This window comes from Mycobacterium dioxanotrophicus (assembly GCF_002157835.1).
GTDB lineage: Bacteria > Actinomycetota > Actinomycetes > Mycobacteriales > Mycobacteriaceae > Mycobacterium > Mycobacterium dioxanotrophicus.
The window spans coordinates 4,822,461-4,848,387 of record NZ_CP020809.1 but is presented as its reverse complement, the minus strand read 5'-3'; the positions used below and the strand labels follow the sequence as shown (position 1 = coordinate 4,848,387).

The 25,927-nt window shown below is 67.9% G+C and carries 27 protein-coding genes; 17 read left to right on the top strand and 10 right to left on the bottom strand.

All coding sequences use genetic code 11. The features are described 5' to 3' along the window. The first annotated feature begins 94 nt into the window (after nt 1-94). The 3 genes from gatC (at nt 95) to BTO20_RS23650 (ending at nt 3,007) form a co-directional block, all read left to right on the top strand. Nucleotides 95-394 carry an Asp-tRNA(Asn)/Glu-tRNA(Gln) amidotransferase subunit GatC gene (gene gatC / locus BTO20_RS23660; protein WP_029366064.1) on the top strand — a complete coding sequence of 100 codons (300 nt, stop codon included), beginning with the start codon at nt 95-97 and terminating at the stop codon, nt 392-394. After that, complete coding sequence (gene gatA / locus BTO20_RS23655; RefSeq protein WP_087078524.1) at nt 391-1,872, top strand: Asp-tRNA(Asn)/Glu-tRNA(Gln) amidotransferase subunit GatA; 1,482 nt, start codon at nt 391-393, stop codon at nt 1,870-1,872. Before gatC ends, gatA begins: the two co-directional genes overlap by 4 nt. A gap of 103 nt (nt 1,873-1,975) precedes the next feature. Beyond that, nucleotides 1,976-3,007 (top strand): ATP-dependent 6-phosphofructokinase, encoded by a 1,032-nt coding sequence (locus tag BTO20_RS23650; RefSeq protein WP_087078523.1) that lies wholly within the window; start codon nt 1,976-1,978, stop codon nt 3,005-3,007. A gap of 76 nt (nt 3,008-3,083) precedes the next feature. Here BTO20_RS23650 and BTO20_RS23645 read toward each other — a convergent pair whose 3' ends face one another. Next, on the bottom strand, nt 3,084-3,776 hold the full coding sequence (locus BTO20_RS23645; RefSeq protein ID WP_087078522.1) for an NAD(P)-dependent oxidoreductase: 693 nt from the start codon (nt 3,774-3,776) through the stop codon (nt 3,084-3,086). Nucleotides 3,777-3,850: 74 nt separating this feature from the next. Here BTO20_RS23645 and BTO20_RS23640 point away from each other — a divergent pair, with 74 nt between their 5' ends. Then, entirely contained in the window at nt 3,851-4,324 is a 474-nt protein-coding gene (locus tag BTO20_RS23640) for a MarR family winged helix-turn-helix transcriptional regulator (protein ID WP_087078521.1), read from the top strand. 24 nt (nt 4,325-4,348) lie between these two features. Next, nucleotides 4,349-5,854 (top strand): Asp-tRNA(Asn)/Glu-tRNA(Gln) amidotransferase subunit GatB, encoded by a 1,506-nt coding sequence (gene gatB / locus BTO20_RS23635; protein WP_087078520.1) that lies wholly within the window; start codon nt 4,349-4,351, stop codon nt 5,852-5,854. A 3-nt stretch (nt 5,855-5,857) separates the two neighbouring features. On the opposite strand, the gene BTO20_RS23630 is transcribed toward gatB, so the two are convergent. Together BTO20_RS23630 and BTO20_RS23625 are read right to left on the bottom strand one after the other, a co-directional pair. Beyond that, on the bottom strand, nt 5,858-6,484 hold the full coding sequence (locus BTO20_RS23630) for a TetR/AcrR family transcriptional regulator (RefSeq protein WP_087078519.1): 627 nt from the start codon (nt 6,482-6,484) through the stop codon (nt 5,858-5,860). A 93-nt stretch (nt 6,485-6,577) separates the two neighbouring features. Then, complete coding sequence (locus tag BTO20_RS23625; RefSeq protein WP_198344037.1) at nt 6,578-7,699, bottom strand: PQQ-dependent sugar dehydrogenase; 1,122 nt, start codon at nt 7,697-7,699, stop codon at nt 6,578-6,580. A 146-nt stretch (nt 7,700-7,845) separates the two neighbouring features. Between BTO20_RS23625 and BTO20_RS23620 the strand changes: the two genes are divergently transcribed. Then, the gene (locus tag BTO20_RS23620) at nt 7,846-8,697 is read left to right on the top strand and encodes a DoxX family protein (RefSeq protein ID WP_087078518.1); all 852 of its coding nucleotides are present in this window, start codon (nt 7,846-7,848) and stop codon (nt 8,695-8,697) included. A 40-nt stretch (nt 8,698-8,737) separates the two neighbouring features. Here the strand turns inward: BTO20_RS23620 and BTO20_RS23615 are convergent, their stop codons facing one another. After that, nucleotides 8,738-9,136 (bottom strand): PH domain-containing protein, encoded by a 399-nt coding sequence (locus tag BTO20_RS23615; protein ID WP_087078517.1) that lies wholly within the window; start codon nt 9,134-9,136, stop codon nt 8,738-8,740. A 296-nt stretch (nt 9,137-9,432) separates the two neighbouring features. Here BTO20_RS23615 and BTO20_RS23610 point away from each other — a divergent pair, with 296 nt between their 5' ends. The 3 genes from BTO20_RS23610 to ilvC are packed head-to-tail and all read left to right on the top strand — an operon-like array spanning nt 9,433 to nt 12,904. Further along, nucleotides 9,433-11,331 carry an acetolactate synthase large subunit gene (locus BTO20_RS23610; protein ID WP_087078516.1) on the top strand — a complete coding sequence of 633 codons (1,899 nt, stop codon included), beginning with the start codon at nt 9,433-9,435 and terminating at the stop codon, nt 11,329-11,331. Further along, complete coding sequence (gene ilvN / locus BTO20_RS23605; RefSeq protein ID WP_087078515.1) at nt 11,331-11,843, top strand: acetolactate synthase small subunit; 513 nt, start codon at nt 11,331-11,333, stop codon at nt 11,841-11,843. Before BTO20_RS23610 ends, ilvN begins: the two co-directional genes overlap by 1 nt. 59 nt (nt 11,844-11,902) lie before the next feature. Beyond that, entirely contained in the window at nt 11,903-12,904 is a 1,002-nt protein-coding gene (gene ilvC, locus BTO20_RS23600) for a ketol-acid reductoisomerase (RefSeq protein ID WP_198344559.1), read from the top strand. Nucleotides 12,905-12,975: 71 nt separating this feature from the next. Here the strand turns inward: ilvC and BTO20_RS23595 are convergent, their stop codons facing one another. From BTO20_RS23595 to BTO20_RS23585, 3 genes are read right to left on the bottom strand one after another with little or no spacing between them, the layout of a single operon-like run. Continuing rightward, complete coding sequence (locus tag BTO20_RS23595; protein ID WP_087078513.1) at nt 12,976-13,317, bottom strand: hypothetical protein; 342 nt, start codon at nt 13,315-13,317, stop codon at nt 12,976-12,978. A 45-nt stretch (nt 13,318-13,362) separates the two neighbouring features. Continuing rightward, the gene (wrbA, locus tag BTO20_RS23590) at nt 13,363-13,962 is read right to left on the bottom strand and encodes an NAD(P)H:quinone oxidoreductase (protein WP_087078512.1); all 600 of its coding nucleotides are present in this window, start codon (nt 13,960-13,962) and stop codon (nt 13,363-13,365) included. After that, entirely contained in the window at nt 13,959-15,386 is a 1,428-nt protein-coding gene (locus BTO20_RS23585; RefSeq protein ID WP_087078511.1) for a phytoene desaturase family protein, read from the bottom strand. The genes wrbA and BTO20_RS23585 overlap by 4 nt, the downstream gene beginning before the upstream one ends. Before the next feature lie 59 nt (nt 15,387-15,445). Here BTO20_RS23585 and serA point away from each other — a divergent pair, with 59 nt between their 5' ends. The 4 genes from serA to BTO20_RS23565 all read left to right on the top strand — a co-directional run bounded on the left by serA (nt 15,446) and on the right by BTO20_RS23565 (nt 19,398). Next, nucleotides 15,446-17,032, top strand: coding sequence for a phosphoglycerate dehydrogenase (gene serA, locus BTO20_RS23580; protein WP_087078510.1), 1,587 nt, complete (start codon nt 15,446-15,448; stop codon nt 17,030-17,032). Next, nucleotides 17,029-18,039, top strand: a complete 1,011-nt coding sequence (locus BTO20_RS23575) for a 3-isopropylmalate dehydrogenase (RefSeq protein ID WP_087078509.1) — start codon at nt 17,029-17,031, stop codon at nt 18,037-18,039. Before serA ends, BTO20_RS23575 begins: the two co-directional genes overlap by 4 nt. A 106-nt stretch (nt 18,040-18,145) precedes the next feature. Further along, complete coding sequence (locus tag BTO20_RS23570) at nt 18,146-18,712, top strand: hypothetical protein (protein ID WP_087078508.1); 567 nt, start codon at nt 18,146-18,148, stop codon at nt 18,710-18,712. A 125-nt stretch (nt 18,713-18,837) separates the two neighbouring features. Next, nucleotides 18,838-19,398 carry a hemerythrin domain-containing protein gene (locus tag BTO20_RS23565; RefSeq protein ID WP_087078507.1) on the top strand — a complete coding sequence of 187 codons (561 nt, stop codon included), beginning with the start codon at nt 18,838-18,840 and terminating at the stop codon, nt 19,396-19,398. A 25-nt stretch (nt 19,399-19,423) separates the two neighbouring features. Here the strand turns inward: BTO20_RS23565 and BTO20_RS23560 are convergent, their stop codons facing one another. Continuing rightward, complete coding sequence (locus tag BTO20_RS23560; RefSeq protein WP_087078506.1) at nt 19,424-19,690, bottom strand: hypothetical protein; 267 nt, start codon at nt 19,688-19,690, stop codon at nt 19,424-19,426. Nucleotides 19,691-19,753: 63 nt separating this feature from the next. Continuing rightward, a complete protein-coding gene (locus BTO20_RS23555) occupies nt 19,754-20,713 on the bottom strand; it encodes a VWA domain-containing protein (RefSeq protein ID WP_087078505.1) in 960 nt (319 codons plus the stop codon). Nucleotides 20,714-20,829: 116 nt separating this feature from the next. On the opposite strand from BTO20_RS23555, the gene BTO20_RS23550 reads away from it, so the two are divergent. Both BTO20_RS23550 and BTO20_RS23545 read left to right on the top strand, forming a co-directional pair. Further along, nucleotides 20,830-21,828 carry a VWA domain-containing protein gene (locus tag BTO20_RS23550; protein WP_087078504.1) on the top strand — a complete coding sequence of 333 codons (999 nt, stop codon included), beginning with the start codon at nt 20,830-20,832 and terminating at the stop codon, nt 21,826-21,828. A gap of 3 nt (nt 21,829-21,831) precedes the next feature. Continuing rightward, nucleotides 21,832-22,587, top strand: a complete 756-nt coding sequence (locus BTO20_RS23545) for a lytic transglycosylase domain-containing protein (protein WP_087078503.1) — start codon at nt 21,832-21,834, stop codon at nt 22,585-22,587. 13 nt (nt 22,588-22,600) lie between these two features. Here BTO20_RS23545 and BTO20_RS23540 read toward each other — a convergent pair whose 3' ends face one another. Then, nucleotides 22,601-23,803, bottom strand: coding sequence for an MFS transporter (locus tag BTO20_RS23540; RefSeq protein WP_198344036.1), 1,203 nt, complete (start codon nt 23,801-23,803; stop codon nt 22,601-22,603). Nucleotides 23,804-23,904: 101 nt separating this feature from the next. Here BTO20_RS23540 and BTO20_RS23535 point away from each other — a divergent pair, with 101 nt between their 5' ends. After that, a complete protein-coding gene (locus tag BTO20_RS23535) occupies nt 23,905-25,080 on the top strand; it encodes an alpha/beta hydrolase family protein (RefSeq protein ID WP_157680437.1) in 1,176 nt (391 codons plus the stop codon). 37 nt (nt 25,081-25,117) lie between these two features. Next, nucleotides 25,118-25,921 (top strand): fumarylacetoacetate hydrolase family protein, encoded by an 804-nt coding sequence (locus BTO20_RS23530; RefSeq protein WP_087078502.1) that lies wholly within the window; start codon nt 25,118-25,120, stop codon nt 25,919-25,921. The last annotated feature ends 6 nt before the right edge of the window (nt 25,922-25,927 follow it).

Here is a 25,927-nt window from a genome sequence, read left to right as displayed (position 1 = left end):
CGGTGCGGCGCGGGCATTCCGAGCGGCTCGCCCGCGGCGGCTTCTCTCCTGCCCGCTGCCACCGGCTTTGGCGCAGTGACTAGGCTGCTTTGTCGTGTCGCAGATCTCCCGAGACGAGGTTGCCCACCTGGCGCATCTGGCCCGGCTGGCGCTGACCGATGACGAGTTGGACAGTTTCGCCGGCCAGCTCGACGCCATCCTTGCCCACGTCGGCCGGATCCAGTCCGTCGACGTCACCGGCGTCGAGGCCACCGACAACCCACTCAAAGACGTCAACGTCACGCGGCCCGACGTCGTCGAGCCGTGCCTGACCCAGGACGAGGCGCTGGCCGCGGCGCCCAAGGCGGAGGACGGGCGGTTCGCGGTGCCGCGGATCCTGGGAGAAGCAGAATGACCGATCTCACACGCTATGACGCAGCGACCCTCGGCGCCCAGATCGCCGCGGGCGAGGTCACCTCCACCGAGGTCACCCAGGCGCACCTGGACCAGATCGCCGCGACCGATGAGCGCTTCCACGCGTTCCTCCACGTGGGCGCCGAGGAGGCGCTGGCTGCGGCCGCCGCCGTCGACCGCGAGGTCGCTGCCGGTGAGACGCTGCCGTCGCCGCTGGCCGGGGTGCCGTTGGCGCTCAAGGACGTGTTCACCACGACCGATGCGCCGACGACGGCCGGGTCGAAGATCCTGGAGGGCTGGCGCTCACCGTACGACGCGACGGTGACCACCAAGTTGCGCGCGGCCGGCATCCCGATCCTCGGCAAGACCAACATGGACGAGTTCGCCATGGGCAGCTCGACCGAGAACTCCGCGTACGGCCCGACGCGCAACCCGTGGAACACCGACCGGGTGCCTGGCGGCTCCGGCGGTGGCAGTGCGGCGGCGCTGGCGGCGTTCCAGGCGCCGCTGGCCATCGGTACCGACACCGGCGGGTCGATCCGGCAGCCGGCGGCGCTGACGGCCACCGTCGGCGTCAAACCCACCTACGGCACGGTCAGTCGTTACGGCCTGATCGCCTGCGCATCGTCGCTGGATCAGGGCGGCCCGTGTGCGCGCACGGTGCTCGACACCGCGCTGCTGCACCAGGTCATCGCCGGCCACGATCCCCATGACTCGACCTCGGTCGACGTGCCGGTGCCGGATGTGGTGGGGGCGGCCAAGGCCGGCGCCCAGGGCGACCTCAAGGGCGTTCGGGTCGGTGTGGTCAAGCAGCTGCGCGGTGAGGGCTATCAGTCCGGCGTGCTCGCGTCGTTCAACGCGGCTGTCGAGCAGATCACCGCGCTCGGTGCGGAGGTCACCGAGGTCGACTGCCCGAACTTCGATCACGCGATGGCGGCCTACTACCTGATCCTGCCCTCGGAGGTGTCCAGCAACCTGGCGCGTTTCGACGCCATGCGGTACGGCCTGCGGGTCGGCGACGACGGCACGCACAGCGCCGAAGAGGTCATGGCGCTGACCCGGGCCGCTGGTTTCGGTCCGGAAGTCAAGCGGCGCATCATGATCGGTACCTACGCCCTGTCGGCGGGGTATTACGACGCGTATTACAACCAGGCCCAGAAGGTCCGGACGCTGATCGCCCGCGATCTGGAACGCGCCTACGAAACCGTCGACGTTCTGGTCACGCCGACGACTCCCACCACGGCGTTCGGCATCGGGGAGAAGGTCGACGATCCGCTGGCGATGTACCTGTTCGACCTGTGCACCTTGCCGCTGAACCTGGCCGGGCACTGCGGCATGTCGGTTCCGTCGGGGCTCTCGCCCGACGACGGGCTGCCGGTCGGCCTGCAGATCATGGCCCCGGCTCTGGCCGATGACCGGCTCTACCGGGTCGGCGCTGCCTACGAAGCGGCTCGCGGCCCGATGCCGAGCGCCCTCTGAGTCCGGCGAGCGTAGACCTACCAGCAGTTTTGACCCTTGCCCGGCAGGCCAGTGGCCCGCCGGGCAAGATAGAGCACATGCGCACACGAGGAGCAGCTGACTGATGCGGATCGGAGTCTTGACCGGCGGTGGCGACTGTCCCGGTCTCAACGCGGTGATCCGCGCGGTGGTGCGTACGTGTGATGTTCGGTACGGCTCGACGGTCGTCGGGTTCCAGGACGGGTGGCGAGGTCTGCTGGAAGACCGGCGGGTTCAGCTCAAGAACGACGACCGCAATGATCGGTTGCTCGCCAAGGGCGGCACCATGCTGGGCACCGCGCGGGTGAATCCCGACGAGCTGCGGGCCGGGCTACCCCGAATCAAGCGGACGTTGGAGGACAACGGCATCGACGTGCTGATCCCGATCGGTGGGGAAGGCACGTTGACCGCGGCGCACTGGTTGTCCGAGGAGAACGTCCCGGTGGTGGGCGTGCCCAAGACCATCGACAACGACATCGATTGCACCGACGTCACTTTCGGCCACGACACGGCGCTGCAAGTCGCCACCGAGGCCATCGACCGCCTGCACAGCACCGCCGAATCTCATCAGCGGGTGATGCTCGTCGAGGTGATGGGTCGTCACGCCGGGTGGATCGCACTGAATGCCGGCATGGCCTCCGGTGCGCACATGACGCTGATCCCCGAGCATCCCTTCGATGTCGAAGAGGTCTGCCGGTTGATCAAACAGCGCTTTCAGCGCGGTGATTCGCACTTCATCTGCGTCGTCGCCGAGGGTGCCAAGCCCGCCGAGGGGTCGATGCAGCTGCGCGACGGCGGTATCGACGAGTTCGGCCATGTCCGGTTCACCGGCGTTGCCCACCAGCTCGGCGTCGAGATCGAGAAGCGGATCAAGAAGGAAGTGCGCACCACGGTGCTCGGTCACGTGCAGCGCGGCGGGACGCCGACGGCCTACGACCGGGTGCTGGCCACCCTGTTCGGGGTCAACGCCGCCGACGCCGCGCATGCCGGCGAGTACGGGATGATGGTGTCGCTGCGGGGCGAGAACATCGAGCGGGTGGCATTGGCCGACGCCACCCGCAGGCTGAAGCTGGTGTCGCAGAACCGGTATGACGACGCCGCCGAGTTCTTCGGCTGAGTTTCCCGGGCGAGCAGACGCTGCGGTACGCGACACGCGGCGCTTCGCGGACCCGAGTGTCTGCTCGCCGGAGAAGTCACGCGCTCTTGAAGGCCTCGCGGCGCAGCAGCTGCCACATTGACGGGGTGTCGACTGTCGTCGAAATCGTCACGGTCGCACCGCTTTCCGGTGATTCGGCGAGTTTCAGCAGATAGTCGGCGAGGTCGGTGCGCGACGTGAACGCGCCGACCGGGTCACGTTGTCCGGCAAGGTATTCGGTGACATCCGGCAGGTCGAACAGTCCGGAGGGCCGCACGATCGTCCAGTTCAGTCCGCTGTCGGCCACGATGTCTTCCATCCGGCGCATGTCGGCGTAGAGCGTCTTGCCGAAGACGCTGCTGATCACCGGCTGAACCACGCGCAAGGCGAACGGTGTGTCGGTTCGGCCCGGATAGTCGGCAATCGCGGTGGAACTCACGACGGCGAGCCGATCGACGCCGGCCGTGCGCATCGCGCTGACGATGTTGGCCACGCCGACGGAGTATGTGTCGACCGGCGCCATGGTGAACGTGACGCCGAGGGTGGACAGCACGGCGTCGGTGCCCTCGACCGCGGCGGTGACGGCCGTGAGGTCGCGGACGTCGGCTCCCGCCATGGTCAGCTTGGGATCGGTGATGTGGAACTGCTCGGGATGGCGGGTCACGGCGATCACCGAGTGGCCCGCGTCGAGCGCCCGCCTGGTGAGGATCCGCCCGGTCGCGCCGTTGGCCCCGAAGATCGCGATGCGCATGACTACCTCCAAAGTGATCATTAATTGTGATAGTCACGATAGATGACAATCCCGTCGGGTGCTAGTGTCCGGGCATGACGCAGGACCCGACCGGCATCGCCGCGCTCGACGAGCGCATCCCCTTCCTGCTGTCACAGCTCGGGTCACACGTCGCCGACGAGTTCAAACGGCGGCTCGAATCGCTGGGCATCCACCCGCGGGCCACCGCGATCCTGCTCGCTCTCGCCGAGACCGACGGGCAGTCGCAGCGTGAGCTGTCGGTACGTCTGGGGCTGCACCGCAACGTGATGGTGGCCATGGTCGACGCGCTCGAGGAGCAGGGCCTGGTCGAGCGGCTACCGCATCCGGCGGACCGCAGGGCGTTCGCGGTGTCGCTCACCAAGAACGCCCGCGATGTGCTGCCCGGCCTGGACCGGGTGGTCCGTGACCTGGAGGATCAGATCACCGCGCCGCTGTCGAAGGAGCAGCGGGCGGCGCTGCTCACCGCGCTGCAGCGCATGTCGGCGGCGGCGGGACTGACTCCGGGAGTGCACCCAGGCCTGGCCTGAACCCGTCCAATTAGGATCGTGTCCATGTCTGTTGCCGCGGAACTTGTTGACTACGACGACGTGCTCGCCGCCTACGAGCCCGTGATGGGTATGGAGGTGCATGTCGAGCTCTCCACGGCGACCAAGATGTTCTGTGGCTGCGCCAACCAGTTCGGCGCCGAGCCCAACACCCAGGTGTGCCCCGTGTGTCTCGGCCTGCCCGGTTCCCTGCCGGTGCTCAACGAGGCCGCGGTGGAGTCGGCGATCCGCATCGGACTGGCGCTGAACTGCCAGATCGCGCCGTGGGGCCGGTTCGCCCGCAAGAACTACTTCTACCCCGATCAGCCCAAGAACTACCAGATCTCGCAGTACGACGAACCCATCGCGGTCAACGGCTACCTCGACGTCCCGCTCGACGACGGCACCACCTGGCGCGTCGAGATCGAACGCGCGCACATGGAGGAGGACACCGGCAAGCTGACCCACCTGGGCAGTGACACCGGCCGCATCGCAGGCGCCACCACGTCGCTGGCCGACTACAACCGCGCCGGCGTTCCCCTGATCGAGATCGTCACCAAACCCATCGAGGGCACCGGCGAGCGGGCCCCGGAGATCGCTCGCGCGTATGTCACCGCGCTGCGGGACCTGTTGCGCGCGTTGGACGTTTCCGACGTGCGGATGGACCAGGGGTCGATGCGCTGCGACTCCAACGTGTCGCTCAAGCTCAAGGGTGCCGAGGAATTCGGCACCCGGACCGAGACCAAGAACGTCAACTCGCTCAAGAGCGTCGAGGTCGCCGTGCGCTACGAGATGCGCAGGCAGGCCGCCGTGCTGCAGGCGGGCGGCACCGTGACGCAGGAGACCCGCCACTTCCACGAGGACGGGTACACCACCGCGGGCCGCAGCAAGGAAACCGCGCAGGACTACCGCTACTTCCCGGAGCCCGACCTCGAGCCCATCGCGCCGAGCGATGAGCTGGTGGACCGGCTGCGGTCCACCATCCCCGAGCTTCCGTGGTTGGCGCGCAAGCGAATTCAACAGGACTGGGGCATCTCCGACGAGGTGATGCGCGACCTGGTCAACGCCGGCGCCGTCGAGCTGGTCGCCGCCACCGTCGCACACGGCGCCTCCAGTGAGGGCGCGCGCGCCTGGTGGGGCAACTTCCTGGTGCAGAAGGCCAACGAAAGTGGCGTCGAACTCGATGCGCTGCCGATCACGCCCGCGCAGGTGGCGGCGGTGCTGAAGCTGGTCGACGACGGGAAGCTGTCCACCAAGCTGGCCCGCCAGGTGGTCGAGGGGGTGCTGGCCGGCGAGGGTGAGCCCGAACAGGTGATGAACGATCGCGGCCTGGCGCTGGTCCGCGACGATTCGCTGATCCAGGCGGCTGTCGACGAGGCGTTGGCGGCCAATCCCGATATCGCCGAGAAGATCCGCGGTGGCAAGGTGCAGGCCGCCGGTGCGGTCGTCGGTGCGGTGATGAAGGCGACCAAGGGTTCGGCCGACGCTGCCCGTGTGCGGGAGCTGGTGCTGGCGGCCTGCGGCCAGGGATAGCGGTCAGCCCGCTCCCGCGAACATGGTCATCGCCACCATGGCGAATTGCTCGAGTCGTTCGCGCGGATAGGGTGTCGCATCGTTGATGGCGAGGCGCCCCAGCATCTCCGCGAACGACAGCATCGTGTGCCCGAGCAGGGCCGGGTCGAGTTGCGCCAGGCGCGGGTCCGTCGCCGTACCGGCCTTGGCCAACTGCTCGGCCTGCGTCACCACTTCGGAGCGGGCGCTGCGCAGCGCCGCGCGGTATTCGCGGGGCACGCTGTCGGGCGCCGTGAGGATCAGCCGCCATCGGGTCGGATTCTCCAGCGCGCAGCGCAGGAACGCGGACATCGCGGCCGGGTAGACCCGGTTGGGGTCGCCGGCTGAGGGGTCCGTGGACATCGCCGCACGCACCTGCTCAAGGCCGCGCTGGTGCTCGCGGGTCAGCAGGGCGGCGACCAGCTCCGCTCGGGTGTCAAATGCGGTGTACAGCACGGGTTTACCGACACCGCCCGCCTCCGCGACGGCCTCCATGCTGAGCTCCTGCAACGGGCAGTCGGCAAGGACTGTCATGGCCGCATCGAGCAGTTGTTGCTGCCGTTGCTCGCGTGGAAGCCGCGGCGCGTATCGACGGCGCTGGCGGTCGGGCATCCGGCTCATGCTACGGGACGTCGCATGCGGGCGCGGTCGGGCTGGAGCCGCCGGGCCGGCCGACAGCTCCGCGATATCGAAAAGCGTTGTGTATCAGGTCTTGTCGGCGTTGCTCCGAGGGAAGCCGCCGCCCTGCGGGAACAGTGGGAACACCACGTCGTCGAGCTTCTCGGCGTCGCCGGCCGTGCGGTTCACCGTCGCGCCCCACACGTTGCCGTCGGGCGAGAGTTGCAGCGCCCAGGCGTGGCCGCGCACGTTGTCCCGCAGCACCTCGGGCTCGCCGGTGACCGCACCGGTGTCCTTGGCCAGCCGCACCGCGACCGTCTTCTTGGTGTTGACCAGGTTCACCAGCACCGTGCCGTCGAGCGCCGCGCATCCGGCCACCCCGGGCCGGTCGGGCCAGGTCCACACCGTCGACACCTTCGAGTCCTTGGTGATCCGCTGCAGCCGATCGGCGGTCGGGGCGCGGTCGGTGACGTACAGCGAGCCGTCGGTCGGATCCACGCACATACCCCCACCGGCGCCCAGGCCGCTCAACGCGGTGGTGACAGGGGCCTGATTGACCGTGGTGGGCTGCTCGATCCGCAGCACCTTGCCCGCCAGCGACGCCGGGTCTGCGGCTGCGGCCGGGTTGCCCGCGTCACCGGTCTGTACCAGCAGGGTGGTCGGACTGGTGAAGATCAGCGAGCCGGTGTTACCGGTAGCGCCCTTGGGGATCCCCGTCAGGATCGGCTTGGGCGGATCGGTATTGGCGATGCGGATGACGCGGTTGTCGGTCGGCGTACTGATGTAGGCGTACATCAGCCGGTCCTGGGCGTAGGTGGGGGACAGGACGATGTCGAGCAAACCGCCGTCGCCGGAGGGATCGACGGGGATGACGACCTTGACCTTCGGTTCGGCCTTGGTGGACACCTCTTTGACTGCACCGGTGAGCCGTTCGGCGACGAGCGCGGACTGGCTGTCGGGGCCCATGATCAGACCGCTGGTACTGTCGAGGCAGCCCTGCATCACCCCGGGCGCCGGGCATTCCTTGGGGAAAGGTTTTGCCGGCAGAGGCGGAGGAGGTGGCGGCGACGAGGACGGCGGCGGGCCCATTTGGGGTTCGGTGGTGAACGGCTCAGACTGGGCCGCGTTGAACCGGGCACACCCCGAGCCGGCCAACATCACGGCACACACAACGGCGGCCACCACCGATATCCGCCGACGCGATTCCATGTCGCCAGATTACGGATTGTCGCGCAGTGCCCGCCACGCCGGGCAACAGTGTCCTTTGCGGTAACGGCACCTCGGGGGCCAATACCAGGCGGAAGCGCCGGGGTAAATACCCGGTTCGGGCTTGACTTGCACTTACCCTGGGCAGCGTGACCAGTCACTCGCAGGACCCACTCGCTTGGCAGAGACCAGATAGTTCGGGCACCGGCGACTCCGCCAGACCTGCCACGGCGAGCCTGGTCGACCCCGAAGACGATCTGCCGTCGGCCACCTACGGCGGCGATTTCGAAACCACCGCCATCCCGCGGTACGACTCCGCCAAGCCGGCCGACCAGGCCGGTTTCCCGCTGATGGGCGAGCCCGAGCCGCTGCCGTACGTGCAGCCGGGCCTGCGACAGCCCCTCGGCCCCTACGGTGCCGAACCCGCCGAGATCGAACGTGACCCCCTGCTCGACGACCGTGTCCGGGCGGCGGGTCGACGCGGCACCCAGGACCTCGGGCTGCTCATCCTGCGCCTGGCCGTGGGCGGGCTGCTGATCATCCACGGTCTGCAGAAGGCATTCGGCTGGTGGGGCGGCCCGGGCCTCGACGGGTTCAAGACCTGGCTGCAGCAGGCAGGCTTCCAGCACGCCGACATCGTGACCTACGTCGCGACCGGCGGTGAGCTGGCCATCGGTGTGCTGCTGGTGCTCGGTCTGTTCACCCCGGTCGCGGCGGCAGGCGCGCTGGCCTATCTGATCAACGGCGTACTGGTCGACGCGATGGCTGCGCACGAGGACGCCCGGCTGTCGAGTTTCATGACCGACGGCCACGAGTACCGGCTGATCCCGGTTGCCGTCGCCGCTGCGCTCGTTCTGACCGGCCCCGGGCGGTACGGCTTCGACGCCGGGCGGGGCTGGGCCCGACGTCCGTTCGTCGGGTCGTTCGTCGCGCTGCTGGTCGGCATCGGCGTCGGAATCGGACTGTGGGCCCTGCTCAACGGCGGAAACCCACTGCGCTGACGGAGCGCGGCGCTACGCGTGGTTGAACTGCTCCGCTCCGCTACGCGTACGGGTTGGGGACGCGTCCGCCGCTCACCTCGGTGAGCAGCGGAAGCATCGCGAACGTGACGGCGGGCAGGCGCAGTTCGGATCCGTCGCGCAGGTGGGCGACGGCCCACGACGACCGGTCGAAACGCAGACCGTCGATCTCCGACCACGCCACCGTGCGGCTGCCGAGCAGTGAACGCGCGGTCACGCTGTCGTGATCAGCGACGGTGCGGTAGCGGATGATGGCGTAGGACAACCCGATCGGAAAGATCAGCAGGGGCGTGCCCCACGTGGGATTGGTGAGCACCAACGTCAGCAGGCCGAGTGCAAAGAATCCGACCGCGATGTGCGCCATCGGCGACATTCGCAGGACGACCGGTTTGGTTGCGGATCGGGAACTCACGACATCCATCCTTGCACTGCGGGCCGCCAGGTCCGGCCCGGTGTCCCGGCCGGTCCACGCAGGCCGGCCGCAATTTGACCTTCGACCTGTGCGGCAGCTACCGTCAACGGTTATGCAGACCCCCGGATTGCTCGTAGTAATTGGTTGGCGCGTTGATGCCGCGCTGGCCCTCTGCCGGGCATAGCCACCAGCATCGACGCGCCACCCTCGTACAGCAGCCTGCTGACGGGGGTTTTTTGTTGCTTCCAGCGCGTCTGACCATCATTGACAACCGAGATTTCCGAAGAGAACGTGAAGAGGAAACCGTGAGCGCACCGACAACGCGACCGCCCGAACAGTCGGCCGACCCGGCCAACGGTACGTCGACCGCCACCCAGTCCACCCAGACCCCGTCGAAAAGGGTTGCGCCGCTTCAGATGACGGGCGCCCAGGCGGTCATCCGGTCGCTGGAGGAAATCGGCGTCGACGTCATCTTCGGCATCCCCGGCGGGGCAGTGCTGCCCGTCTACGACCCGCTCTTCGACTCGCAGAAACTGCGCCACGTGCTGGTGCGCCACGAGCAGGGCGCCGGCCACGCCGCGAGTGGCTACGCCCACGCCACCGGCAAGGTCGGCGTGATGATGGCCACCTCGGGCCCGGGCGCGACCAACCTGGTGACGCCGCTGGCCGACGCTCAGATGGATTCGATTCCGGTGGTGGCGATCACCGGTCAGGTCGGGCGCAGCCTGATCGGCACCGACGCCTTCCAGGAAGCCGACATCTCCGGCATCACGATGCCGATCACCAAGCACAACTTCCTGGTGCGCAACGGCGACGACATCCCCAAGGTCATCGCCGAGGCGTTCCACATCGCCGCGAGCGGACGGCCGGGAGCGGTTCTCGTCGACATCCCCAAGGACATCCTGCAGGGGCAGTGCACGTTCAGCTGGCCGCCGCGCATCGACCTGCCGGGCTACAAGCCGAACACCAAGCCGCACAACCGTCAGATCCGCGAGGCCGCCAAGCTGATCTCGGAGGCCAGCAAGCCGGTGCTCTATGTCGGTGGCGGTGTCATCCGCGGTGATGCGTGTGAGCAGTTGCTGGAACTGGCCGAGCTGACCGGGATCCCGGTGGTCACCACGCTGATGGCCCGCGGCGCTTTCCCGGACAGCCACCCGCAGCACATGGGCATGCCGGGTATGCACGGCGCGGTCTCGGCCGTGGCGGCGCTGCAGCGCAGTGACCTGTTGATCGCGCTGGGCACCCGCTTCGATGACCGGGTGACGGGCCAGCTGTCCTCGTTCGCCCCGGACGCCAAGGTGATCCACGCCGACATCGACCCGGCCGAGATCGGCAAGAACCGGCACGCCGACGTCCCGATCGTGGGCGACGTCAAGGCCGTCATCACCGACCTGACCGAGGCGCTGCGCAAGATCGGCGCCGGTTTCGGCGGGCAGGAGCACAGCGACCGGGGGCGCGGCGGAGTCACGCGCAAGTTGGACAGCTGGTGGGAGTACCTGTCCGGCGTCAAGTCCACGTACCCGCTGAGCTACGGCCCGCAGAGCGACGGCAGCCTGAGCCCCGAGTACGTGATCGAGACCCTGGGCAAGCTGGCCGGGCCCGACGCGGTCTACGTCGCCGGGGTGGGCCAGCACCAGATGTGGGCCGCGCAGTTCGTCAAGTACGAGAACCCGCGCACCTGGCTGAACTCGGGCGGTCTCGGCACCATGGGCTTCGCCGTTCCGGCAGCCATGGGCGCGAAGTTCGCCCGGCCCGAGGCCGAGGTGTGGGCCATCGACGGCGACGGCTGCTTCCAGATGACCAACCAGGAGTTGGCCACCTGCGCCGTCGAGGGTGCGCCCATCAAGGTCGCGCTGATCAACAACGGCAACCTGGGCATGGTGCGGCAGTGGCAGACGCTGTTCTACGACGAGCGTTACAGCCAGACCGACCTGGCCACCCACTCGCACCGGATCCCGGACTTCGTCAAGCTGGCCGAGGCCCTGGGTTGCGTCGGATTGCGTTGTGAGCGTGCCGAAGACGTCGAAGACGTGATCCGGCAGGCTCAGGCCATCAACGACCGCCCCGTGGTGATCGACTTCATCGTCGGCGCCGATGCGCAGGTGTGGCCGATGGTTGCCGCAGGCACCAGCAACGACGAGATCATGGCGGCCCGGGACATCCGGCCGCTGTTCGACGACGAAGACGGCGAGGGACACGCCTAATGACCAGCGCAACCCCCACCCACACCCTGTCGGTGCTCGTCGAGGACAAGCCGGGCGTGCTCGCGCGCGTGGCGTCGTTGTTCTCGCGGCGCGGCTACAACATCCAGTCGCTGGCCGTCGGTGCGACGGAGCAGAAGGACATGTCCCGGATGACCATCGTGGTCAGCGTCGAGGACTCGCCGTTGGAGCAGATCACCAAGCAGCTCAACAAGCTGATCAACGTGATCAAGATCGTCGAGCAGGACGAGGACAATTCGGTGGCCCGCGAACTGGCCCTGATCAAGGTGCGGGCCGATGCCAGCACCCGCAGTCAGGTGATCGAAGCGGTCAACCTGTTCCGTGCCAAGGTCGTCGACGTGTCGACCGAGTCGCTGACCGTCGAGGCCACCGGCACGCAAGAGAAATTGGAAGCCCTATTGCGCGTCCTGGAGCCGTACGGTATTCGGGAGCTTGCGCAGTCCGGCGTGGTGTCGGTGTCACGCGGTCCGCGCGGCATCGGGACCGCGAAGTAGCGTCACTATCAAGCTGTAGAGCTAGGAAAGAGAAGGAAAACTCACGCATGGCAATCGAACTGTTCTACGACGACGACGCGGATCTGTCGATCATCCAGGGCCGCAAGGTCGGTGTGATCGGCTACGGCAGCCAGGGCCACGCCCATTCGCTGTCGCTGCGCGATTCGGGGGTGCAGGTCAAGGTCGGTCTGAAAGAGGGCTCGAAGTCCCGCGTCAAGGTCGAGGAGCAGGGCCTGGAGGTCGACACCCCGGCTGAGGTGGCCAAGTGGGCCGACGTGATCATGGTGCTCGCGCCCGACACCGCGCAGGCCGAGATCTTCAAGAACGACATCGAGCCCAACCTGCAGGACGGCAACGCGCTGTTCTTCGGCCACGGCCTCAACATCCACTTCGGCCTGATCAAGGCCCCGGCCAACGTCACCGTCGGCATGGTCGCCCCCAAGGGCCCCGGCCACCTGGTGCGTCGGCAGTTCGTCGACGGCAAGGGCGTGCCCTGCCTGATCGCCATCGATCAGGACCCCAAGGGTGAGGGCCAGGCCCTGGCGCTGTCCTACGCCGCCGCGATCGGTGGTGCCCGGGCCGGCGTCATCAAGACCACCTTCAAGGAAGAGACCGAGACCGACCTGTTCGGTGAGCAGGCCGTGCTCTGCGGTGGCACCGAAGAGCTGGTCAAGGCCGGCTTCGAGGTCATGGTCGAGGCGGGCTACGCCCCCGAGATGGCCTACTTCGAGGTGCTGCACGAGCTCAAGCTCATCGTCGACCTGATGTACGAGGGTGGCATCGCCCGCATGAACTACTCGGTGTCCGACACCGCGGAGTTCGGTGGCTACCTGTCGGGCCCGCGGGTCATCGACGCCGACACCAAGGAGCGCATGCGCGCCATCCTCAAGGACATCCAGGACGGCACGTTCGTCAAGCGCCTCGTCGCCAACGTCGAGAACGGCAACAAGGAGCTCGAGGGCCTGCGTAAGGCCAACGCCGAGCATCCGATCGAGGTCACCGGTAAGAAGCTGCGCGACCTGATGAGCTGGGTCGACCGGCCGATCACCGAAACGGCCTAATTTCACCCGTCGACTGGCCAGTTGTTGCACGCGAACTTCGAAAAAGCGTGCAATAACTGGCCTTTCGCGTTCTAGATGATCCGGTAGCCGATGCCGGCCAGAGTGCGGGCGACGTTTCTGCCGTCGGCGCTGCCCGGCAACTTCGCGTCCCGGTCGATCTGCAGACCCTCGCCGGTGACCCCGTACAGGTCCGTCGACACCGGGTCGTCGGGTTCGGCAGGCTCGATGCGGCCGTCGGGGTGGATGTACTGGGCCCGCATGGCCCAGGTGGTCCGCTGTGCGGCGATCACGTGATAGCCGCACAGCGGCGGGCTCACCCGGTACAGCTCGAGATCGCCGACTCCGATGATCCTCATGACGGGGTCGGTGTGCGGAACGGATCCGACCAGGCGTGCGACTCCCCAAGTGCTCACGGCTCAACCCTAGGGCCGGCCAATGGGGTACGAACGCAGCAGTTTTCAGCCGCCGAGCCGAGCGGCGACACTCACCACCCGACGCGCCAGGTGATCGAGCGCGTTGTAGGTGGTCTCGTCGAACTCTTCGATGTTGTCGTGGTTGGCCAACAGGCTTGCGCCGTACGGGTTGCCGTCGGCGAACTTGAGCGGCTCGGTGTAGCCCGGCGGCACGATGATGCCGCCCCAGTGCATCAGCGTGACGTACAGGGTCAGCAGCGTGGTCTCCTGCCCGCCGTGCGGGGTGTTGGTCGAGGTGAACCCCGCGTAGACCTTGTCGGCGAGCTGGCCCTGCGACCACAGCCCACCGAGCGAGTCGAGGAACGCCCGCAATTGCGATGCGACAGAACCGAACCGGGTGGGGGAGCCGAAGATCACCGCATCAGCCCAGACGATGTCGTCGCCGGTCGCTACCGGAAGGTCCTTGGTGGCTTGATAATTCGCGGTCCAGGCCGGGTTGTGGGCGAACGACTCCGGGGTCTGGGTCTCGGCAACGGGACGCACCCGTACCTCGGCGCCCGCGGCTTCGGCAGCGGCGGCGACGCGGCGCGCCATGGACGAGCCGTGCCCGGTGGCGGAGTAGTAGATGACAGCGACTTTGGTCATGGCGCCAGCTTAGGCATGGTCGTGATGCCGAACTCGCGTTTCAGTGCGGTGCGTGCGGCGTAGTAGCCGGACATGCCGTGCACACCGCCGTTGGGTGGAGCGGCCGCCGAACAGAGATACGCCCCCGGCATCGGCGTGGCCCACGGATTCAGCCGCAGCGTCGGCCCGGCAAGGGCGCGCCATGCGCTGTTGCCGCCGCCGGTGATGTCCCCTGCGGTGAGGCTGGCGTTGTGCTCGGCCAGTTGGGATGCGGGCACACCGCGCGTCGCCACGACGATGTCCCGGAATCCGGGCGCCAAGCGTTCCATGATCTCGATGACGGTCTCGGTCTGATCGACGGGTGAGTCCCGCGGCACGTGTACATAACTCCAGAATGGCCGACGGCCTTGTGCATCAATCCTTTTCGGGTCGCCGACGTGCGGCGATGCGGCCAGCACCATAGGCCGGTCGGCATGCCTGCCCGCGGCGACCTCGCGCTCCGCGCGGGCCATCTGCGGACGAGTGCCGCCCAGGTGGAAGGTGACCGAGCGCGCCAGTCGCCCGTCGCGCCAGGGAATCTCGTCGGCCAGCACGAAATCGACCTTGGCCACGCCGGGATTGGGCCGCAGGCGTCGTAACGCCGCGGCGTACCGCGAGGGCAGCCGGTCACCGTAGATGCTCAGCAACGCCTTGGCCGGGGTGTCGTAGAGCACGACGCCCCGCGGCGGTTCGGTGACGGGTTCGCCGAGCACCAATTCGCCGCCGTGGTCCAGCAAGTCGGCGATCAACGCGTCGGCGATGGCCTGGCTGCCACCGGTGGGCACCGGCCACCCGACCGAGTGGGCCAGCACCGCCAGCATCATGCCCAGCCCCGACGACGTCATCGACGGCATCTGCGAAATCGTGTGCGCGGCGACGCCGGTGAACAACGCGCGGGCGTCCTCACCCCGCAGCAGTCCCCACGCGGGGCCGCCCTGCGTCAGCATCCGCAGGGCGAGCCTGGCCGAGGTGACCGGATCGGGCGGCACCGAGCGCTTGTCGCCCAGCACGAACGCGGTCGCCGCGTCACTGCGCTGCACCATCGGACCCAGCAGCCACCGCCACGACGCCCCGTCGGTCAACTCGGCGCACGTGCGGTCGAGGTCGCGGTAGGCCAGCGCCGCCGGCCGGCCCGGCAGCGGATTGGCATAGGAGATCTCCGGCACGTTCAGCTCGATGCGGTCGGCCAGGCCGAACTCGGCGAAGAACGGCGACGCGTAGGCCAGCGGGTGCACGGCCGAGCACACGTCGTGCGCCACACCGGGGTACTCGGGGTCGACGGCGGTCCGCGTGCCGCCACCCGCGGTCGGTTGGCCTTCGATCACCCGCACCGACAGGCCGGCACGGGCACACACCACGGCTGCGGCCAGGCCGTTGGGGCCGCTCCCGACGACGGTGACGTCCACGCCACCAGTACACCGCACGCGGTGCAGGCGTGGTAAGGCCCACACACTAGGCTGTCCGCGTGAGTCTCCCCGTTGTACTGATCGCCGACAAGCTCGCCGAATCAACCGTTGCCGCCCTCGGCGACCAAGTAGAGGTCCGATGGGTCGACGGACCGGACCGCGAGAAACTCCTGGCCGCGGTGCCCGAGGCGGATGCCCTGCTGGTGCGTTCGGCTACCACCGTCGACGCCGAAGTGCTCGCCGCCGCCCCGAAACTCAAGATCGTCGCCCGAGCCGGTGTCGGCCTGGACAACGTCGACGTCGACGCCGCCACCGCCCGTGGCGTGCTGGTCGTCAACGCCCCGACCTCGAACATCCACAGCGCCGCCGAGCACGCCCTGGCCCTGCTGCTGTCGGCGGCCCGCCAGATCCCCGCCGCGGACGCGACCCTGCGCGACCACACCTGGAAGCGCTCGTCGTTCTCCGGCACCGAGATCTTCGGCAAGACCGTCGGCGTGGTGGGCCTGGGCCGCATCGGCCAGCTCGTCGCCCAGCGGCTCGCCGCGTTCGGCGCCCACATCGTCGCCTATGACCCCTACGTGTCGCAGGCCCGCGCGGCCCAGCTCGGCATCGAGTTGCTGCCGCTGGACGAGCTGCTCGGCCGCGCCGACTTCATCTCGGTGCACCTGCCCAAGACCAAGGAAACCGCCGGTCTCATCGGCAAGGAGAACCTGGCCAAGACCAAGCCGGGCGTGATCATCGTCAACGCCGCCCGCGGTGGCCTCATCGATGAGCAGGCGCTCGCCGATGCCATCACCAGCGGTCACGTCCGGGCCGCCGGTCTCGACGTGTTCTCCACCGAACCGTGCACCGACAGCCCGCTGTTCGAGCTGCCGCAGGTGGTCGTCACCCCGCACCTGGGCGCCTCCACCGAGGAGGCCCAGGACCGGGCCGGTACCGACGTCGCGGCCAGCGTGAAGCTGGCACTGGCCGGGGAATTCGTGCCGGACGCGGTCAACGTCGGCGGTGGCGCCGTCGGCGAAGAGGTGGCGCCGTGGCTCGACCTGGTCCGCAAACTGGGGCTGCTGGTCGGTGTCCTGTCCGATGCGCCGCCGGTGTCGCTGGCCGTGCAGGTCCGCGGTGAGCTGGCCTCCGAAGACGTTGAGATCCTGAAGCTTTCGGCGCTGCGCGGGCTGTTCTCCGCGGTGGTCGACGAGCAGGTCACGTTCGTCAACGCTCCCGCGCTCGCCGCGGATCGCGGTGTGGCGTCGGAGATCAGCACCGCCACCGAGAGCCCCAACCACCGCAGCGTCGTCGACGTCCGTGCAGTCCACGCCGACGGTTCGTCGCTCAACGTGGCGGGCACGCTGTCCGGGCCGCAGCTGGTGGAGAAGATCGTCCAGATCAACGGACGCAACTTCGACCTGCGCGCCGAGGGTTTCAACCTGATCGTCAACTACAGCGATCAGCCGGGAGCCCTCGGCAAGATCGGCACGCTGCTCGGCGGTGCGAACGTCAACATCGTTGCCGCCCAGCTGAGCCAGGACACCACCGGCGATCACGCCACGGTGATGCTGCGCCTGGATACCGATGTCCCCGAGGATGTGCGCGCCGCGATCGCGTCGGCGGTCGGCGCCAGCACGCTGGAAGTGGTTGATCTGTCGTGAGACTAGCGATCATCGCAGGCGACGGCATCGGCCCCGAGGTCATCGCCGAAGCCGTCAAGGTGCTCGACGCAGTGCTGCCCGGAGTCGAGAAGACCGAATACGACCTGGGCGCCCGGCGGTACCACGCGACCGGCGAACTGCTCACCGAGGCCACCATCGAGGAGCTGCGCGGCTACGACGCCATCCTGCTCGGCGCCATCGGCGACCCGTCGGTACCCAGCGGTGTGCTGGAACGCGGCCTGCTGCTCAAGCTGCGCTTCGCGCTGGACCATCACGTCAACCTGCGCCCCGGCCGGCTCTATCCCGGTGTCAGCAGCCCACTTTCGGGCGTGTTTGGTATCGACTTCGTCGTGGTCCGCGAGGGTACCGAAGGCCCGTACACCGGTAACGGCGGGGCGCTGAGGGTCGGTACGCCGCATGAGGTGGCCACCGAGGTCAGCGTCAACACCGCATACGGTGTCGAGCGGGTGGTGCGGGACGCCTTCACGCGAGCCCAGTCCCGGCGCAAGCATCTGACCCTGGTGCACAAGACCAATGTGCTCGCGTTCGCCGGCGGTCTGTGGTCGCGCGTGGTGGCCGAAGTCGGTCAGGAATTCCCCGACGTCGAGGTGGCCTACCAGCACATCGATGCGGCCACCATCCACATGGTCACTGATCCGGGCCGGTTCGACGTCATCGTCACCGACAACCTGTTCGGCGACATCATCACCGACCTCGCGGCTGCGGTGTGCGGCGGCATTGGGTTGGCCGCCAGCGGCAATATCGATGCGACGCGGACCAATCCGTCCATGTTCGAACCCGTGCACGGCAGTGCGCCCGACATCGCGGGGCAGGGCATCGCCGATCCGACGGCTGCGGTGATGAGTGTCGCCCTGCTGCTGGCCCATGTCGGCGAAACCGATGCCGCGGCACGGGTGGACAAGGCGGTTTCCGAACACCTGGCCACTCGCGGAGACACGAAGCTCTCCACCAGCGAGGTCGGCGAGCGGATCCTGTCGCTGCTCTGAGTGCCCTCTCGTGTCGACTCTGCGTTCGCGGCGCTCCTCTCTCGGTCTTTCGCGCCGTAGATGCAGAGTCAATGCCGTGCTAGTCGACTGCTCAGCGTAATCCGCGATGTTCGCGACACTCACCCGCCAATGCTGGTTGTTCGCGATCGGATCGTCGTTTTTCGCCGTCGCCACCGTGCCCGGCTTTCCCCTGCTGGCCGGGGCGGGGGCGACGAACGTGCTGTGCTTCATCGGCTCGTGGTTCTTCACCACCGCGGGTTGGATGCAGTACGCCTTGGCACCGCGTGGCGTCCAATGGTGGTCGGCGGCCATCCAGTTCGCCGGAACCATCCTGTTCAACGTGAGCACCGGTGCCGCCGTGTGGGCGCATGCCGTGCTCGCCGAGCGCCGCTACGTGTGGGCGCCCGACGCCACCGGCTCGCTGGCTTTCCTGATCAGCGGCGCGTTGGCGGTGCTGGCAGTCGGCCTGTGGGCACCGGATTCGATTGACTGGCGGGCGGCCTGGATAAACCTGATGGGCTGTGTGGCGTTCGGGGTTTCGGCGCTGGCGGCCTTCGTCCGCAAGACCGGCGTGACCGTCGACGAACGGGTGGCCAACCTGGGCACGTTCATCGGCGCGGTGTGTTTTTTCGCTGCGGCTTTGCTGATTCTGCCGCGCCGGTCGTCGCCGTGACAGATCGGCCAAAATCAGCCGAGCCCAGAGCATTTCACCGCTAGCCGGGCTAATTGAATCTGGCAGGCGGCAGGCTTAGCCTCAGAGTTGCCCGTAGTCCGGGCGGCCCTGGCTGAGGAGTCGATATGACGACGTCAGACACGCACGATCTCGTCGACATGATCATCACCGACCACCGTGAGGTCGACGAGGTCTTCAAGGAAATCGAGAGCAGCGCCACGCCATCGAAACGGCGTGAACTCGTCGAGCACGTCATCGCCGAACTCGTGCGGCATTCGGTGGGGGAGGAGGAGTACCTCTATCCCATCGCTCGCCGGGTGCTCCCCACGGGCGATGAGGTCGCCAACCGGAAGCTCAAGGAACACACCGACGCCGAGTGGGTGATGAAGAGGCTCGAAGCGTCCCACATCGACGACGCGCAGTTCGGCGAGTTGATCACCAAGCTGATCGCCGACGTTCGCCGCCACTTCGAGGACGAGGAACGCGAGGTGCTGCCCGCGTTGCGTGACGCATGCAGTGAGGCAGACCTGCGGCACCTCGGAGAGAAGTTCGAGCACAGCAGGCGGTTGGCGCCGACTCGGCCGCACCCGTCGGCACCAAACCGCGCCCCCCTCAACAAGATTCTCGCGCCTGGCGAGGGGTTGATCGACCGCCTGCGCGACGCGCTGACCCACCGCAAGACCTAGTGCGGTGTACCAGACCTCGGTGTCGTTACCAGGTCAGGAGAGTGAAGCCGACGCTGCCGGAGGCGTCATCGTCGTTGGGCGGCTGGGCATCTGCGGCATCGGGTCCTCGCGGTGGAGCGCTGTGCGGCGACGCGTCGGCGCCGCCGGCAACGAGTCGCAGGTGACCGCGCACGCGTTCTGCGCCTCGGCTTCGGGCCCGGTCGGCAGCACTTTCGACGCCGTTGGGTGGCATGGCGATCTCCCTCGAATTGCGTATCCAGATCACCTTCTCGTGTTCGGCGGTGAATGGCACGAGTACTCGACTACTCAATTACCCACGCCGACGGGCCCAGGGCCGAAATCGGGAAAGCGTTGCCTACACCGGTAGCCGGCGGTTGATCAGCAGAGCGCACACCGCGGCGAGGAACGCGGCCAGGGCGCCGGTGCGCAGCCACCAGCCCCGGTCGGGACCGTTGATGGTCTGATAGCCGATCTGCTGTTGGATGGACTGGTAGTTGTGGCTCAACTCGTCGACGCTCGTGGCGTTGTAGGACTGCCCACCGGACAGGTCGGCGATGCGTTTGAGCATGTTGTCGTCGACAGGCACCGGGATGTGTTCGTCTTTCAGTTCGACCACACCGTCTTTCGTGCCGAAAGCGATCGTGGACACCGGCACCCCTTGGTCTTTCGCGGCGCGCGCAGCGGTGTAGGCGCCACGCGGGTTGTCCTGATTTGCCGGCTTGTTGGCCGCGCCGTCGGATTCCAGCACGATGCGGGCCGGCGGGGCATCGGTGTTGTCGGAGCTGAGCACCGTGGCCACCGACGAGATCGATTGCAGCGCGGTGAATATCGCCTCACCGGTGGCCGTGGAATCGTCGAGGCTCAGATGGTCGAGGGCCGCCACGGTGGCCTTGTGATCGGGGGTCGGCGACACCAGCAGCGCGGCGTTACCGGCGAACGCCACCAGACCCAGATTGACGCCGGGGGTGAGTTGGTCGGCGAATTGTTTGGCGGCGGTCTGGGCGGCGGCAAGCCGCGTTGGCGCCACATCGGTTGCCCCCATCGATCGGGACTCGTCGATCACCAGCATGATCACCGCGCGGTTGCGTGCGACGTGGATCTCGCGGGTCGGGCCCGCCAGCGCGACGATCAGCAGCACGGTCGCGCACAGGGCCAGCGCCACCGGCACGTGCCGGGTCCACCGGCGGGGCGCGGTGACGCCGGTGAAGCTCTGGAAGCGGCGCTTCCTGGCGACCTGGATGACGACGTAGAGCACCAGCAGCGCGACCGGCACCACCAGCAGTGCCAGTGCGCCCGGTACGGCAAATGTCGTCATATCACCATCCAGTCTGCGCGGTATGCCCTGTCGAGTCACGGGTTGCACTCTCACCTCAGTTATATACTCAAGCAAATGTTTGATCGTGGTGGCGGCATCGGAAGGTCGGAATCCTCATGCTGAACGAGCTGAGTCTTTCCGGGTTCGCCCACCCGTGGTACTTCCTGGGCCTGCTGGCTGTCGTGGTCCTGGTCGCCGGCTACCTGTGGATACAGCGGGCCCGCCGTAAGCGGGTGTTGCGCTTCGCGAACATGGCGGTGCTGGATCAGGTCGCTCCCGCGCAAAAGTCCAGCCGTTGGCGGCACGTGCCTGCCGCGCTGCTGGTCGCGGCGCTCGCGTTGATGACCACTGCCATGGCCGGGCCCACCGACGATGTCCGGGTCCCGCGCAATCGGGCTGTGGTGATGCTGGTGATCGACGTTTCGGAATCGATGGCGGCCACCGATGTGGCACCGAGCCGGATCGAGGCGGCCCGCACGGCGGCGGCGCATTTCGCCGATCAACTGACGCCGGGGGTCAATCTCGGCCTGGTCAAGTTCTCGTCCAGCGCGGTCATGCTGGTGGCGCCGACCGCCGACCACGATGCCGTCAAGCGCGCCATCAGCACGCTGCAGCCCGAGCCGCGCACCGCGACGGGAGAAGGAATCTTCACCGCGCTGCAGGCCATCGCGACGGCGGGGGCGGTCATGGGCGGCGGTGACGGTCCGCCTCCGGCGAGGATCGTGCTGGAGTCCGACGGCAAGGAGACGGTTCCGTCCGATCCGGATGAGCCGAGGGGCGCGTTCTCCGCCGCTCGCGCCGCGAAGGCCCAGAACGTGCCGATATCCACGATTTCGTTCGGGACGCCTTACGGCAGCGTCGATCTCGACGGCCAGCAGATACCGGTTCCGGTCGACGACAGCACTCTGCAGACGATCGTCCAGATCACCGGTGGCCAGGCCTATCACGCAGGCAGCCTCGACGAACTCGATTCTGTCTACTCGGCATTGGAGCAGCAGGTCGGCTATCAGACTGTGCGCGGGGATGCCAGCGCCAGCTGGATCGCGTTGGCGCTGCTGGCGCTGACGGCCGCGGTCGCCGCGGGCATTCTGCTCAACCGCCGACTACCGTTGTAGGCCATGGTGTTGAGGCGTCGGAATCCCCGCGCACGGGACACCCCACGTAGGCGCTGGCTGCAGCCGGCGGCAGTCGTCGCCGCCACGGCCATCGTGATGGCTTCGAGCTGCACGGGCCATTTCGGTTCACCGATTCCCGAGGGAATCCCGCCGCCGCCCGGTGATCACGTACCCGACATCGACATTTCGGCCAGGGGTCGGCCCGCCGACCAGCTTGCGGCGTGGGCGGCATCGCGCGCTGCCGCTCTCGAGTTACCCGTCGCCGCGTTGGAGGCGTACGCGTATGCGGCCAAGGTGGCCGAGATCGTCAACCCGGGATGCCACATCGGCTGGACCACGTTGGCCGGGATCGGCACCGTCGAAAGCCGCAACGGCACCTACCGGGGTGCTCGCATCGCGCCGAACGGCGACGTCGTGCCGCCGATCCGCGGCGTGAAACTCGATGGCACCAACGGCAATCTGCGCATCGTCGACTCCGGCGCAGGTACTCCCGAATACGCCCAGGCCATGGGGCCGATGCAGTTCATCCCGGAGACCTGGCGGCTCTACGGCGTCGACGCACACAACGACGGCGTGGTCAACGTCGACAACATCGACGACGCCGCCCTGGCCGCCGCGGGCTACCTGTGTTATCGCGGACACGATCTGGCCAACCCGATCGGGTGGATGGACGCGCTACTGGCGTACAACAATTCGGGGCTGTATCTGCGTACGGTCCGAGACTGGGCCACGGCGTACGCGGCCGGTCACGCGCTGTGAGCTCCGATCCCCGTCAGTCTGAAGCGGTTTCGCGCAGCGGTTCGCCCCGCACCGGAACCAGCGGCACGGCCAGCGCCGGTAACACCGCGCATACCGCGAATGCCGCCGGATAACCGGCCAGGCCGATCAGCCCGCCGAAGATCGGCGAGGTGAGCCCGGAAGCCAGGAGCTGACTGGTGTTCTGGGTCCCCAAAGCGCGCCCGCTCCAGAACGGCCCGGCGATCTCGGCGATACCGGTGAAGGCCAAACCGTTGTCGGACACCGTGATCACCGAGGCGATCACCATCAGGGCGACGCTGATCGGTGAGCCGAACCAGTCGCTCAGCGCGAGCAGGGCCATGGTGACCGACGCCGCCACCGCGATCGTGCGGATGGGACGCAGCCTTTCGCCGACGACGTCCGACCAGCGTCCCGCGGCGATGCGACCGCCGGCACCCAGCAGCTGCGCCACGGTGACAATGACGCCTGCCGAGGCGGCCGACCATTCCCGGTCGGCGATCAACCAGGTCAGCGCGAACGTCCACAGCAGCGCCTGCGGAACCACCAGGAGCACCGACGTGGCATGGATGCGCCACAGCAGCGCCGAGCCCCGGTACGGGTTGGCCAGATGTTCGGCCGGGGCTTCGGCCCGCGGCGGGCGCGGCGGGTCGATGACGCCGACGGCGCTGACCACGGCGGCCACCGCACAAACGATCGCGGGGAACAGCAGCGCCGGCCCGGCACCGTGCGCCTCGGCCAGCCGCGGAATCACCAACGCGCCCAAGCCGACTCCCAGCGGTGTCGCGGTCTGCCGGATGCCCATCACCAGGCCGCGCTGTTCAGGTGGGAACCATCCGACCACCAGCCGGCCGCTGGCCGAATTGCTGCTGGCGGCGGCCATGCCGCCGAGAAACAACAGAATCCCGGTCGCCACAAGCGAATCCACCGAGGCGGCACCGAATGCGGCCGCCGCGGTCAATGCCGAGCCCAGGGCCAGTACCAGCCGCTCTCCGGCGCGGTCCACCACATATCCCCAGGCGATGAGGGTGGTCACCATGCCGAAACTGGGCATCGCCGAGAGCAGGCCGGCGTGGGCCAGGTCGAGATGGCGTTCGGTGTGCAGGGTGGGTATGAGGAACGCGGCACCGTTGATGAACACGTTGGCGCACGTCGTCGAAGACAGCGCGATCACCAACATGGACCAGCGGCGCGCGGTTCCGATCGTTGTGCGTGCCACCTGGCCATGGTCGCACCACGGTCTCAAAATATCGAACTGGTATCCCACGATATGGGACTCGTTTGCGAAAGCCATAGCCTGGCACGGTGAAACTACGGTTGATGGCCGGCGCGGCAGCTGTGACCTGCGCCCTGTTCTCCGGAACGGCTCCGGTGGCGGTGGCGGCGGAAGCGCCGGACTGGTCGGGACTGGACGCCCGCGACCATGCAGGTCCGATCCCGGCGCCGGGGACCCTCATCGCGACGGTGCCGCTCGACCCGGCCTTGTCGGTGTCCGGCGCCGCGCGCGCCTACCGAATTCTGTATTCGACTGTTAATCAGCATGATTCACCGGCGGTCAGCACCGCGGCGATGTTCGTGCCGCACGGTGAGGCACCGCCGGGAGGCTGGCCGACCGTCGCCTGGGCACACGGCACCGTCGGACTCGGTGACGACTGCACACCGTCGGCGCACCCACGCAGCCAACGCGACGACGAGTACCTGACCCATTGGCTCGACGAGGGATACGCCGTGGTGGGTTCGGACTACGCGGGTCTGGGCACGCCGGGCCTGATGAGCTACCTCAACAGCGTGGCAACCGCGCACAGCGTCGTCGACTCGGTGATCGCCATGCACCACATGGAGCTCCCGCTGTCGCCCAAGTGGGCGATCATCGGCCAATCCCAAGGTGGCGCGGCGGCTGTCGACAGCGCCCGGTGGGCCACCGAATTCAGCCGGGGCAGCGGGCTGGACTACCGCGGGGTGGTGGCGACCGGCACACCGGCCAATGTCCAGAACATCGTCGAGCAGGCCGGTCCCGAGATGGCCCTGCCGCCGAATCTGGGACCCGCGGCCAACAGCTACACCGCCTACATCCTCGCGGGGGTGCGCGAGGCGCGGCCGGACCTCGACATCGACAGCGTGCTGACCCCGGCCGGACTGGATGCGGTGGCCAAGTCCGAGACGCTGTGCAAGACCGACCTGGACCGGGCGCTGGCAGGGATGACCCCCACGGGGTTCTTCCGTGCCCCGCTGGCGACGCTGCCGGGGATCGCCGATGCGCTCGACGCCTACATGGGAACGCCGACCAGCGGCTACGACCGGCCGATCTTCCTCGGCGTCGGACTGCTGGACCGCGATGTGCCGCCGAAACTCTCGATCGACTTCAACGAGCAGCTGGTGGCCCACGGGCAGGACGTCACCCTCAAGATCTATCCCGATGAGGATCACTCGGGCACCGTGCTGGCGTCCATGCGCGATTCCACCGGATTCCTGCGGTCGTTGTTCGACGGGAGCTGACGGCAGTCGACCAGCAGGCCGTCACTACGCTGGCCGCATGCGTCTAGGTCGAATCGCCAGTCCCGCCGGGGTCGCCTTCGTGAGCATCGAGGGCGACGACGCAGACGCCGTCTGCAAAGAGATCGCCGAGCATCCGTTCGGTACGCCCAATTTCACCGGACGGAGTTGGCCGCTGGCCGACGTCCGGCTGCTGGCGCCCATTCTGGCCAGCAAGGTGATCTGCATGGGCAAGAACTACGCGGCGCACGCCGAGGAGATGGGCGGGGTCGCGCCCGAGGATCCGGTGATCTTCCTCAAACCCAACACCGCGATCATCGGTCCGGGGGTGCCCATCCAGCTGCCTGCCGACGCCTTCCCGGTCCATCACGAGGGCGAACTCGCCGTCGTCATCGGACGGCCGTGCAAAGACGTCCCCGCCGCGCGGGCCGCCGAGAACATCCTGGGCTACACCATCGCCAACGACGTGTCGGCGCGCGATCAGCAGAAGCAGGACGGCCAGTGGATGCGGGCCAAGGGCCACGACACCTTCTGCCCGGTGGGTCCGTGGATCGACACCTCGATCGACCCAACCGATCTTGAGATACGTACCGAGGTCACCCGTCCCGTTGCCGGCTCCGCCGACCAGAGTGAAGTCCGGCAGCGTAGCCGCACCTCGCTGATGATCCATGACATCGGTGCCATCGTCGAGTGGGCCTCGGCGGTCATGACGCTGCTGCCGGGCGATCTCATCCTCACCGGAACCCCCGAGGGTGTCGGCCCCATCGAGGACGGTGACACCGTCAGCATCACCGTCGAGGGCATCGGCACCCTCACCAATCCTGTTGTGCGCAAGAAGAAGTAGCGGTAA